This window comes from Clostridium sp. CF012 (genome assembly GCF_018861755.1).
In the GTDB taxonomy this organism is placed as follows: domain Bacteria; phylum Bacillota; class Clostridia; order Clostridiales; family Clostridiaceae; genus Clostridium_AD.
Window position 1 is genome coordinate 21,777 of sequence record NZ_JAHLEF010000044.1, and the last position, 12,071, is coordinate 33,847.

The following is a 12,071-nucleotide window of genomic DNA, read 5'->3' on the forward strand; positions in this document are numbered from 1 at the left end:
AAAATTGCAAATTCGCAATAAGATGGTTTAATAGAAAAAAGATATTTGCGTTTCTTTTGTTATTATGAATAAAAAACCCCAGATATGTGAAAAATATAATATATTAAAATATTATATAATACAATTTGGAGGTTATCATGGGAAAAACACCTTTAAAAAAAATTATTAAAGCAAAATTAAAAGGGAACAAAGAGTTAACTAAAAATGAAATGCTTCGGGAAACATTAAAATATGAAATAGCCGAAGAATTAGGCTTAACCGAAAAGATAGAAGCCGTAGGTTGGAGTGGGCTAACAGCAGAAGAAACAGGAAGAGTTGGGGGTCTAATGACAAAAAAAAAGAAAAGTATAAATCTTCCTAAAAACGAAGAATTTTAAAAAATGAGCAAATTATTTTGGACAATATTTGGTGTATAGGTTAGAATATTATATATCATTATAGTTTTAAAAGGAGAAATGATCAAATGGATTGTTATAAAGAATTTGCTCACATATACGATAAACTAATCAATGCTGACATTGATTATAAAACGTGGGCTTCCAACATATTATGCATTTGTAGTGAATATGGTATTGATAGGTCGAGCTACTTGGATTTAGCCTGTGGTACAGGGAATCTTACTATAGAAATTGCAAGTAAATTTAATCAAACATGGGCAGTTGATTTATCTTGTGATATGTTGTGTGAAGCAGAGAAAAAAAATAGGGATGCAGGTATTAAAGCAAAATTTGTATGTCAAGATATTTGTGGATTGAGTTTGAACAATACCTTTAACCTTATAACTTGCTGTTTAGATTCGACCAACTACATATTAGAAGAAGAAGATTTTAAAAAGTATCTATTAGGGGTTTATGATTTGTTAAAAGAGAATAGTTTATTTATTTTTGATATTAATTCTTACTATAAATTAACTAATATACTTGGTAATAATATTTATAATTATGATTCGGAGGATGTAGTATATATTTGGGAGAATTATTTAGAAAATGATATAGTAGATATGAATTTAACCTTTTTTATAAAAGAAGGACAAGTATACAGAAGATTTGATGAGCAGCATTCAGAAAGAGCTTATAAAGAAGAATATGTAGAAAGTGTTATAAAAGAAATTGGGTTTGAAATAATAAAAAAAATGGATAACTATGAAGATAAAGCAGTAAGTGAAAACACAGAGAGAATATGTTATGTGCTTTCTAAGTCAAAAAAATAATATATAAGGGGGAATTGGTATATGGATAAATTGGTTAGAGCTACTGCAAAGAGTGGTCAGGTTAGAATAATTGCAGCCATAACTACGGATTTAGTAAATGAGGGAGTAGGTATGCATTTATGCGCACCTACGGCAGCAGCTACATTAGGTAGGATGCTAACAGCCGGTACGCTTATGGGAACTATGCTAAAGTCCAAGGAAGATAGTTTAACCTTGCAAATAGATGGTGGAGGGAAAGCTAGAGGCGTGGTAGTAACTGCTCATGCAGATTCAAGTGTAAAAGGCTACATTGGGAATCCAGATGTGGATTTACCTGCGAGTAGCAAGGGTAAGCTTGATGTAAGCGGTGCTATAGGTGTGGATGGTTATTTAAGAGTTATAAGAGATATGGGGCTAAAGGAGCCGTATATAGGTCAAGTGCCAATTCGTACGGGAGAAATTGGCGATGATTTAGCTTATTACTTTACTGTTTCAGAGCAGACGCCTTCAGCGGTGGGACTTGGAGTATTAGTGGACACGGACATGAGCATTAAAGCTTCAGGAGGGTTTATAATCCAAATGATGCCTGGTGCAGATGAATTCTTGGCTGATATAATAACATATCGACTTGAAGAAGTTCCGTCTATAACGGAATTCATAGCAAAAGGAATGTCTATTGAAGAGATTTTAGAATTTATATTTGAAGACATGGAACTTAAAATACTTGAAGAGATTGTGCCAACATATAAATGTGATTGTTGTAGAGAGCGGGTTGAGAGGGCATTAATAAGTATAGGCAAAAAAGACCTAGAGGAATTATATAATGATGGTAAAACAGAGGAAATCCAGTGTCATTTTTGTAATAAAAATTATGAATTTAATCATGAAGACATTGAGCAATTACTGAAAAGTGTTAATTCATAGATTAAAATATAGTTTTTAAAAGGAGAAAGTGTAGTATACATGTTCTCCTTCCTCTTATTTATTAAACATAAGCTATATTTTATAGGAATATATACGTAGTTTACCATATGTTGAAAAACAAAGGAAAATAGCGGGAATTCGACAATTAAGGAGCATAAGTGAAACAACTATGAATATTCACTATAGATTTTGTTGACAATAGCAAGAAAATTTTATATTATAGTGATGTAGTAAGTAAGCAGCTATAAAGTAAACGATAAAGTAGAAAAACAGTTAACGCATAAAGTTGTTGACAAGTTTTATGAAATGATGTAGACTATAATAGTTGATGAAAATATGTGGGAGCATAGCTCAGCTGGGAGAGCATCTGCCTTACAAGCAGAGGGTCACAGGTTCGAACCCTGTTGTTCCCACCACATATGGCCCAGTGGCTCAGTTGGTTAGAGTGCCGCCCTGTCACGGCGGAGGTCGACGGTTCGAGTCCGTTCTGGGTCGCCATTTAAATTTAATAACATTAATAAGGCTGGATAGCTCAGTCGGTAGAGCAGAGGACTGAAAATCCTCGTGTCCCTGGTTCGATTCCTGGTCTAGCCACCAGTGTTGCGGGAGTGGCTCAGTGGTAGAGCGTCACCTTGCCAAGGTGAACGTCGCGAGTTCGAATCTCGTCTTCCGCTCCAACTATAATTTAAATTTAATTAATGGCGCTATAGCCAAGCGGTAAGGTCAAGGTCTGCAAAACCTTTATTCCCCGGTTCAAATCCGGGTGGCGCCTCCATAATATAACCCTTAGAACTGAAAAGTTCTAAGGGTTATATTAATTTATAAGCAGAGTGTGAAACAAAACAAAAAACATGGCATGTGGCATGGGGACGGTTAACAACTATTAGAACTATTAACATAAGAATATGAATATCATTTCTATCCAAAGGCAATAATTTAAAGAAGAACTTAGGAGTAGGGGTGATTTTTTATGGCAAGAAAGGCAAGATTAAAAGCAGCCGACGCTATATTTCATATTATGTGTAAAAGTATCAGCGAGGTAGATTTATATAGGGATTCTGAAGATAAAGAAAAGTATTTATTACTTGTGAAGAAGTATAAAAAGCTCTATAATGTTAAAATTTACGGGTACTGTCTTATGGATAACCATGCACATTTATTGGTTGATGCTAATGGGGCAGACATATCAAAAGTCATGCACGGAATTAATTTTTCTTATGCGATGTACTTTAATAAAAAATATGCTAGAGAAGGCCATCTTTTTAAAGATAGATTTAAGAGCAAAATAGTTGATAATGACAAATATTTAAAGACTGTATCATTGTATATACATAATAATCCTACAGATATAAGTGAATTTAAAGATTGTCCTGAAAAATATGCTTTTTCTAGCTTGGGAATATATATTGGGAAAAGACGGGACCACTTCAATATAGTTGATTATGGATTTGTCTTGGACTTTTTTGGAAATGACATTAGTACCGCTAGAAAAAGCTACTATAGCCATGTTTTTGGATGTAATGACGAAAAATTAAAAGAAGAATTTGAATTCAAAGATGAAAAAACAGAATATAGAAGTGGAAGGAAGATACTTGTAAGAAATTTTTCAGCAGAAGATGTAATGGAATTTATAGCATCAAAGATGAATATATCCAAGTTTCATCTTAACATTAAGTACAGTAGAAAGCTCGTACGTGCAAAATCCCTAACAGTTATTTTAATGCGCAGTCTTTGCAATTTTAAATTCAGCGAGATATCCAACACTCTGGGAAACATTTCACAGGCCAGATTATCAAAATTGAGTAACATTGGTATTGAATTAATTGGAAATGATGAAAAATATGAAAATATTATCGGAGAGTTTATTGGATTTTATGCTTAGTAATAATTCACTTGTATGTATTTCACTATAATTTTTAATATTGGGCTTAATACCTGATTTAAAGATAGTACTTAAATTCTTAAATTCATTTATATAACAATTTTAAGCTATATAAATAAAAAATTCAAAATTACTTATAATTTTTTGTTTTTAATAAAACTGGACAAGCATTTAAAACTAAATTTTTATTTATATATATAGATCATAAAAATGATAAAAGAAGGGCGAAGTCAGATAGATTATCAATGAAAAGGTACAAGCTTTCATGAAAAACTTGTACTAATTAAAGAATAAATAATTGTTAACCGTCCCCATCTCTTTCGGTTGCTTTCTAAATCTTAAAAATACTACCTCTATCAACAAGTTTTCCACTTCGTAAAAACACAGGTTCTACCTTATGCTTATTCAGAAATCTTAATACTTCTTTGCCATACAGGTAGTGATCTATGTGGCCGTAGAAGGCTAAGACATTATATTCAATAAGCCCCGTTGCACCACCAATAAAACCGTAGTTTAGGCCAGGTAGAAGAATATCACCAGGAGGGACAAATAATACATCTATTTTTTCAAGACTTAAAGCTTTTGCAATAGAGAGGTCACTAGTGATGATTGCATTATTATTTACTATGCAAGTAGAACATTTTGTATAACCTTGTTTTACATTTATTATTCTTTTGTTTTTTAAAAGTGATAGAAGATTAGTATCAGTAAAATTAACATAGTGAACAAAAATATCCCCTATGCATATTGCATTGAGACATATATTATATGGGTATGAACTTTGCAAAGTTGAATTCGATTTGTAAACTTTGTAATTTAGTAAAGCTAACTCTTGTATAAATTCATTATCTATATCTTTATGAACAATGATAGTATGGTCTAAAATATGCATGAGCATATCTGGGTGACCACATACAGCCTCATATAAAAGATCACTAGGAGGGCAAATAAGTAAGTTATATCCCAGAGAAATTAAATATTCACTTTCTTCTTTATGAATTCTAAAATCAACAATAAGATTTTTCATTTTGTTCCTCTTATTTCATATATATTTTTTATTAGTATAGTTTAGTTTATAACACAAAGCTATCGTAAATTGCAATATGTCGATAATTGTTTAATTTATTTTTGCATATCCATTAATTTTACACGCATACTATCTTTGAGAAGGGAGTGTGCGAGATGCTTTTATTAACTGTTGTATATAATAGCAGTATGGAATGCATTATTGATGAAATCAATGACATTAAAAAGTGTTTTGAACAGAAAAAAATGATTTTAGGCATAGCAGAATCTATAATAGGAGATACTCACTTCATAAAGTTTTTTTGTAGTGAAGACAACTTAAATTATAGTAGCATAAAAGCGTTTAATTTAAATATTGCTAATATGTTATATAAAATAGTAATAATGGAATTTTGTAAAAAAGAAATGAATGATTTTTTAGCAGAAACTTATTTTTTTCTTGGATATGATGAAATAAAACAAGTTAAACCTAAGATAAACTTAGCATTGCTCAGTGAAGGGGAAATATCTGGTCCTAATATGGTATATTGCATAAATAGAAAAAATAGTGTTATGGATAAAATAACTAAGTGTATAGAAGAAAATAATGAAATTAATATAAGTGGATTTTTGACATTTAGGACAAAAGAGCTAAAAATGGATTTAGAATGTATAGTTGATAAAATTGTAGAAGAATATATGGTAGAAAAAGAATATAATGAGTTTATAAAGTTGCTTAAATACTTTGTTGAAATTCAGGAGAGTAAGCTAGGCGAGGTTAATATCTTAATTGAAAAAAATGGAGATTATTATTTAAGAGATGAAGAAGGAAATGATTTAGCCGGAGATATGCTAATGGAACTACCAAAAGTTAGGTTTGATTCAAAGGAAAATACAGAAGAACTTATAATTAGCGCCATGATAACGAGTGCTCCTAAAAAAGTAATTATACATTGCGCAGAGAATTGTAAAAATAAAGAATTATTACAGACTATAAGTAAGGTCTTTGAAAATAAAGTTTATTATTGTGATGATTGTGCTGCGTGTGAAAAGATAAAAAAAGGTATGGCCATATGGTAATTAAGGTATATAAAAAAATAACAAGTCAAAGGTCTATAGGTAAAAATGTGATCAAAATAAAAGCAAGAAAAAGTATTGACAAAGAAGGATTTAAATAGTATAGTATAAATTGTTGTGAATGAAAATATAAAAAACATTTTAATATAATAGAATTGTGTTTCACAAGAAGAAACAGCCGTTTCTCACCTAACAGTAATGCTAGTTAGGTTAATTAGTAATTTAAACTTGTTACTATTAAGGACGGCATTTGCTGTCCTTTTTATTATTTTGATATTATAAAATTTTCTAAATACACCTAGGAGGTGAAAATTATTAGTAAAAACAAAGATTTCATGATGAATGAGGAAATAAGACATTCAGAAGTAAGAGTTATAGGAGCTGATGGTTCTGCATTAGGTATTTTGAATACTAAAGATGCCTTAAAGCAAGCAGAGGAAAAAGACATGGATTTAGTTATGATGTCCCCTACTGCAAAACCACCAGTATGTAGAATAATGGATTTTGGTAAGTTTATCTATGAACAACAGAAGAAAGAAAAAGAAGCCAAGAAGAAGCAAAAGGTTGTAAATCTTAAGGAAATACGATTAAATGCAACAATAGAAGACCATGATATTGCAATCAAGGCTAGCAACGCTAAAAAATTCCTGTTGGATGAAGATAAGGTAAAAATAACTATAAGATTTAAAGGCAGACAAATTGAAAATACAAAAGTGGGATACAAGATATTAAGCTCTTTTGTAGAAAAAATCGGTGATGTTTACATTGTTGAGAAAGCAGCCAGGCAAGAGGGAAGAAATATGATAATGATTTTAGCTCCTAAAAGAGCATAACCGAGAGGAGGAATTTTATTATGCCTAAGATGAAGACACACAGAGGCGCAGCAAAGAGATTTAAGAAAACAGGTACAGGAAAGCTAAAAAGAGCGAAAGCCTTTAAAAGCCATATATTAACTAAGAAAAGCCCAAAAAGAAAAAGAAATCTTAGAAAAACTGCATTTGTTTCAACAACTCAAATGAAAGCAATGAGAAAATTGTTACCATACTTATAATTGAATGGTGATTAGGAGGAATATTAAATGGCAAGAATAAAGAGGGCAGTTAACGCTCGTAAAAACCATAAAAAAGTATTAAAACTTGCAAAAGGTTACTATGGTGGAAAAAGCAAGTTGTTTAAAACAGCTAATGAATCAGTAATAAGAGCATTAAGAAATGGTTATATTGGAAGAAAATTAAAGAAAAGAGATTTTAGAAAACTTTGGATTGCTAGAATCAATGCTGCTTCAAGATTGAGTGACCTTTCATATTCAAGATTCATGAATGGAATGAAACTTGCAGGAGTAGATATTAACAGAAAGATGCTTTCTGAAATTGCTATCAATGATCCAAAAGCTTTTGCTGAATTAGTAGCAGTTGCTAAAAAACAATTACAAGCTTAGAAACTATTTATTTATAAATGTAGCCTTTAGGCTACATTTTTTATTGCATTATTTATAAAATATATGTTAGACAATATAATTAGCTATTAGCTATTTTAGGTGCTATAATATAGCAATATGACATCATTTGTAAAATTTAGAGGTGATTAATTTGGAATCAAGTATTAAGGCTATTAAAAGGAAAAATATATATACTCCTGTTCAGATACTTGCATTAGGTTTTGCTGTAGTAATATTCATAGGTGCAATATTGCTTAGTCTACCTATAGCTTCTCAGAGTGGTAAAATTACGCCCTTTATAGATTGTTTATTTACTTCTACTTCTGCTGTGTGCGTTACGGGGCTTGTAACTGTAGATACAGGAACACATTGGACATATTTCGGTAAAACAGTAATAATGTTACTTATAGAAATAGGTGGCCTGGGATTTATGTCTGTTACCACACTAGTCTTTTTGATTTTAGGAAAAAGAATAACATTAAAAGGAAGACTGATAATGCAGGAAGCTATGAATGTTAATTCTTTGCAAGGATTGGTTAAAATGGCTAAATATGTATTGATATTTACATTTTCTGTTGAAGGAATAGGCGCAGTATTATTTTCAACACAATTTATTCCTGAATTTGGAATAGCCAAAGGAATTTATTATAGTATATTTCATGCAGTTTCTTCTTTCTGCAATGCTGGATTTGATTTGATGGGGAATTTTAGTAGTGTTACTGCTTATGCAAATAATTCTGTAGTAATATTGACAATTTCAGCACTAATCGCAGTAGGTGGTTTAGGATTTTATGTTTGGGCAGAAATCTATAATTCCAAGGGGATTAATAAATTATCTTTGCATTCTAGAATAGTTATTTACACTACCCTTGTGTTAATCATTGGAGGGGCAATACTTATGTATATTTTTGAGATGAATAATCCAGATACTATGCAAGGTATGTCTATAAAGGGCAAATTTTTATCTTCAATTTTTGCGTCAGTTTCTCCAAGGACAGCTGGATTTAATTCTATTCCCTTAGATAAAATGACTACAGCAGGAAAGTTTTTAACAATAATTTTAATGTTTATTGGTGGATCACCTGGTTCAACGGCTGGTGGAATAAAAACAACTACTGCGGTGTTGCTTTTTATGACTGTAGTATCTGTGGTTCGCGGACGTGATGATACTGAAATATTTCAAAAACGCATAAACAAGGATGTTGTGTATAAAGCCTTTGTAATAACTATTCTTTCCTTACTGCTTGTTATAACAGTTACCATGATATTATCTATTACTGAGCAGAAGGGTATTCCTTTTGAATACTTTTTATACGAGGCCACTTCCGCATTTGCTACAGTTGGGTTAACCTTAGGGTTAACTACAAAATTAACATTTGCAGGTAAGGTAGTAATAGCCCTTACCATGTATGCAGGGAGAGTGGGACTGCTTACAATAATATTGGCATTAGCTAAAACTAAAAGCTCTAAATCTGGAACTATAAAATATCCAGAAGGTAAAATTTTAATTGGATAGGGGTGGGGTTAATGAGTAAGAGACAGTTTATTGTTATAGGTCTTGGAAGATTTGGGACATCTGTTGCTGAAACATTATATTCTTTGGGAAATGATGTATTAGCAGTTGATTTTGATGAAGATGTAGTTCAGAACATTTCAGATAAAGTAACGCACGCAGTTCAAGTTGATGCAAATGATGAAAATAGCTTAAGAGCTCTTGGTATCCGTAATTTTGATTGTGCTGTTATTAGTATAGGTACTAATATCCAATCTAGCATTTTGGCAACACTCTTAGTTAAGGAACTTGGAGTAAAATATGTAATTACAAAAGCAACTAATGCCTTGCATGCTAAAGTGTTATATAAAATAGGTGCAAATAGAGTAGTTTTCCCAGAACGAGATATGGGTGTACGTGTTGCTCATAATCTAGTCTCATCAAATATATTGGATTATATAGAATTGTCTCCTGATTATAGTATTGCGGAAGTTGTTAGTCCAGAAGAATGGCATAATAAAACCTTGAGAGAATTAAATATAAGAGCTCAATATGGCATAAATGTAATGGCTATAAAAAGAAACAATGATATTGACGTTTCACCGTCTGCTGATAATACTATTGAACCAGGAGATATTATTGTGGCTATAGGTAATATTGAAGAATTAAATAAATTAGAAAGTCTAGTTAAATAAGGGGTATTAGGTTTGGAACATATTCAGAGTAAAGATAATTTATTGATTAAAGATATTAGAAAGTTAAAGGAAAAGAAATATAGAATAAGTAGTAATATGTTTTTAGTTGAGGGGTTTAGGTTTGTAGAAGAGGCAATAGATTCCGATTTTGAAGTGATGGATATTTTTATAAGTTCAAGTGGAGAACTAAAATATGAAAACTCTTCCTTGAAAAACAAGCTACAAAGTAATACTAAAGTGTATGGTATTAATGATAGTTTATTTAAAAGTATTTGTGATACAGAGCATCCACAAGGTATTATGGCCGTAGTTCGGAATAAACCAGTAGAAATTAAATATGACCAGGGGTTCTATATTCTGGCTGATAAAATTCAAGATCCTGGTAATATGGGAACTATAATTAGAACTGCTCATGCTGCGGGAGCATTAGGGGTTATAATTACAAAGGGTACTGTGGATATTTATAATGAGAAAACTTTAAGAGCAACAATGGGTTCCATTTTTAAAATACCGGTGCTTTGTGATGATGATTTATCAGTGGTGAAAAAGCTTAAAAATAGCGGATTTAAACTAGTTGCTAGTTCACTCGACACTGATAAAAACTTCTATGAAGTAGATTTAAAAGAAAAAGTTATTATATCAGTTGGAAATGAAGGAAATGGAATAAGCACCGAAATTTATGACCTATGTGATTTGAAAATTAAAATTCCTATGCCTGGTGGTGCAGAATCTTTAAATGTAGCAGTTGCTGCATCAATTATGATGTATGAAGTGGTAAGACAAAAAAATAACTAGAATTTTTTAATTATAGTTGATTTTTTTTGTAATTGTGGTTATACTGTTTGGTATACTTTCACAAATTAATTAATAACAATAAACTGTGATGGAGAGAGTAAATATAGAAATACTTACAGGGATAAGAAGCCTTAGACTGAGAGCTTCTAAAGGGAATTTTTATATTGAAGTTCACTCCGGAGTTCTAACAGTGAAACAAAGTAACTGTTGGCGGGTAAAATCGATAACTTTATCTAAGAGGACTATTTTTTAGTCAATTAGGGTGGTACCGCGGATTTTCCGTCCCTTCATTGTGGACGGTTTTTTTTGTTTTATAAAGAATTATGAAATGTAAAAATTACATAAATATGAAAGGAGCAATCATTATGAAAGAAAAGTTAGAAGCCATAAAAACTGCAGCACTGGAAGAACTAAAAAAAGCAGAAAATAAAACAGAATTAGAAAATATAAGAGTTAAGTATTTAGGCAAAAAAGGAGAGCTTACACAAATATTAAGGGGTATGGGTCAGCTCTCAAATGATGAAAGACCCATTGTTGGTAAGCTAGCAAATGAGGTTCGCGAGGACATAGAAACACTTATAACTAAAGCCTCAGATCAATTAAAAAACCATGAGGTGGAAACGAGGCTAAAAAGTGAAATTATAGATATATCTATGCCGGGGAAAAAACAAACAGTAGGAAAGAGGCATCCCTTAGATTTAACACTTGAAAAGGTTAATGATATATTCTTATCTATGGGATTCGCTATAGAAGAGGGACCTGAAGTAGAAAAAGACTATTATAATTTTGAAGCTTTAAATATACCTAAAAATCATCCAGCAAGAGGAGAACAAGATACCTTTTATATAAATGATAGTATAGTTTTAAGAACTCAAACCTCACCAGTACAAATAAGAACTATGGAAATTCAGAAACCGCCTATAAAAATGATATCACCAGGTAAAGTTTATAGATCAGACGCAGTAGATGCTACTCATTCACCAATCTTTTATCAAATTGAAGGACTGGTAGTAGATAAAGGAATTACTTTTGCGGATTTAAAAGGAACCCTAGAGCTATTTACCAAAAAGATGTTTGGAGATAAAATGGAAATGAAATTTAGACCACACCATTTCCCATTTACAGAACCTTCAGCAGAAGTGGATGCTACTTGTTTTGTGTGTAATGGTAAGGGATGCAAGGTTTGTAAAGGTAGCGGATGGATTGAACTTTGGGGTTGTGGAATGGTTCATCCTGACGTATTAAGGAACTGTGGAATTGATCCAGAAGTTTATAGCGGATTTGCCTTTGGATTTGGTCTTGATAGAATTACTATGTTAAAATACGGAATAGATGATATTAGAGCACTTTATGAAAGTGATATGAGATTTTTAAAACAATTCTAAAATAAAAATTTATAAGTACACAGGACTTATAAGAATTCAAGAGGCTAAACGTTGATAATTGTTTAGTACAAAACAATGGATAGTGTTAACTGACTTATGGAAAAACCTAATTGGTAATAATAGGAATTAGATTGCATCTTTGAAAAATAAAGCCTTTGTCTTTCTATCCTTAAACTTATGGAAGTTAAT

The 12,071-nt window shown here is 31.5% G+C and carries 13 protein-coding genes, 5 tRNA genes and 2 other annotated features; of the genes, 17 read left to right on the forward strand and 1 reads right to left on the reverse strand.

The features are described from left to right. Positions 1–137 precede the first annotated feature (137 nt). From KPL50_RS23665 to KPL50_RS23705, 9 genes are all read left to right on the forward strand, one after another. Positions 138–377, forward strand: coding sequence for a small, acid-soluble spore protein, alpha/beta type (locus KPL50_RS23665; protein WP_216300987.1), 240 nt, complete (start codon positions 138–140; stop codon positions 375–377). Positions 378–463: 86 nt separating this feature from the next. Then, positions 464–1,210, forward strand: a complete 747-nt coding sequence (locus KPL50_RS23670; protein ID WP_216300988.1) for a class I SAM-dependent methyltransferase — start codon at positions 464–466, stop codon at positions 1,208–1,210. Between the two features lie 21 nt (positions 1,211–1,231). Beyond that, positions 1,232–2,113: an Hsp33 family molecular chaperone HslO gene (gene hslO / locus KPL50_RS23675; protein ID WP_216300989.1), complete on the forward strand. Its 882-nt coding sequence runs from the start codon at positions 1,232–1,234 to the stop codon at positions 2,111–2,113. A 340-nt stretch (positions 2,114–2,453) separates the two neighbouring features. After that, positions 2,454–2,529: transfer RNA gene (locus tag KPL50_RS23680), tRNA-Val, on the forward strand. A 5-nt stretch (positions 2,530–2,534) separates the two neighbouring features. Further along, a tRNA-Asp gene (locus KPL50_RS23685) sits at positions 2,535–2,611 on the forward strand. 23 nt (positions 2,612–2,634) lie between these two features. Next, a tRNA-Phe gene (locus tag KPL50_RS23690) sits at positions 2,635–2,710 on the forward strand. A gap of 5 nt (positions 2,711–2,715) precedes the next feature. Beyond that, positions 2,716–2,790 (forward strand) — tRNA-Gly (locus KPL50_RS23695). A gap of 23 nt (positions 2,791–2,813) precedes the next feature. Further along, positions 2,814–2,888 (forward strand) — tRNA-Cys (locus KPL50_RS23700). 195 nt (positions 2,889–3,083) lie between these two features. Beyond that, positions 3,084–3,995, forward strand: coding sequence for a transposase (locus KPL50_RS23705; RefSeq protein WP_216300990.1), 912 nt, complete (start codon positions 3,084–3,086; stop codon positions 3,993–3,995). A gap of 331 nt (positions 3,996–4,326) precedes the next feature. Here the strand turns inward: KPL50_RS23705 and KPL50_RS23710 are convergent, their stop codons facing one another. After that, on the reverse strand, positions 4,327–5,022 hold the full coding sequence (locus KPL50_RS23710) for a DUF6873 family GME fold protein (RefSeq protein ID WP_216300991.1): 696 nt from the start codon (positions 5,020–5,022) through the stop codon (positions 4,327–4,329). Between the two features lie 155 nt (positions 5,023–5,177). On the opposite strand from KPL50_RS23710, the gene ytxC reads away from it, so the two are divergent. The 8 genes from ytxC to pheS all read left to right on the forward strand — a co-directional run bounded on the left by ytxC (position 5,178) and on the right by pheS (position 11,882). After that, the gene (ytxC, locus tag KPL50_RS23715; RefSeq protein WP_216300992.1) at positions 5,178–6,080 is read left to right on the forward strand and encodes a putative sporulation protein YtxC; all 903 of its coding nucleotides are present in this window, start codon (positions 5,178–5,180) and stop codon (positions 6,078–6,080) included. Positions 6,081–6,237: 157 nt separating this feature from the next. After that, positions 6,238–6,348 (forward strand) — a sequence feature (ribosomal protein L20 leader region). A gap of 34 nt (positions 6,349–6,382) precedes the next feature. After that, positions 6,383–6,910, forward strand: coding sequence for a translation initiation factor IF-3 (infC, locus tag KPL50_RS23720; protein ID WP_216300993.1), 528 nt, complete (start codon positions 6,383–6,385; stop codon positions 6,908–6,910). A gap of 20 nt (positions 6,911–6,930) precedes the next feature. Continuing rightward, positions 6,931–7,128, forward strand: coding sequence for a 50S ribosomal protein L35 (gene rpmI / locus KPL50_RS23725; RefSeq protein ID WP_216300994.1), 198 nt, complete (start codon positions 6,931–6,933; stop codon positions 7,126–7,128). A 27-nt stretch (positions 7,129–7,155) separates the two neighbouring features. Then, complete coding sequence (rplT, locus tag KPL50_RS23730; RefSeq protein ID WP_216300995.1) at positions 7,156–7,515, forward strand: 50S ribosomal protein L20; 360 nt, start codon at positions 7,156–7,158, stop codon at positions 7,513–7,515. A gap of 151 nt (positions 7,516–7,666) precedes the next feature. After that, positions 7,667–9,031, forward strand: coding sequence for a TrkH family potassium uptake protein (locus KPL50_RS23735; RefSeq protein ID WP_253200785.1), 1,365 nt, complete (start codon positions 7,667–7,669; stop codon positions 9,029–9,031). An 11-nt stretch (positions 9,032–9,042) separates the two neighbouring features. Then, the gene (locus KPL50_RS23740; protein ID WP_216300996.1) at positions 9,043–9,702 is read left to right on the forward strand and encodes a TrkA family potassium uptake protein; all 660 of its coding nucleotides are present in this window, start codon (positions 9,043–9,045) and stop codon (positions 9,700–9,702) included. A gap of 12 nt (positions 9,703–9,714) precedes the next feature. Beyond that, positions 9,715–10,497, forward strand: a complete 783-nt coding sequence (locus KPL50_RS23745) for an RNA methyltransferase (protein WP_216300997.1) — start codon at positions 9,715–9,717, stop codon at positions 10,495–10,497. A gap of 76 nt (positions 10,498–10,573) precedes the next feature. After that, positions 10,574–10,787, forward strand: a binding site (T-box leader). A gap of 75 nt (positions 10,788–10,862) precedes the next feature. Beyond that, positions 10,863–11,882, forward strand: a complete 1,020-nt coding sequence (pheS, locus tag KPL50_RS23750; RefSeq protein WP_216300998.1) for a phenylalanine--tRNA ligase subunit alpha — start codon at positions 10,863–10,865, stop codon at positions 11,880–11,882. Positions 11,883–12,071: the final 189 nt, after the last annotated feature.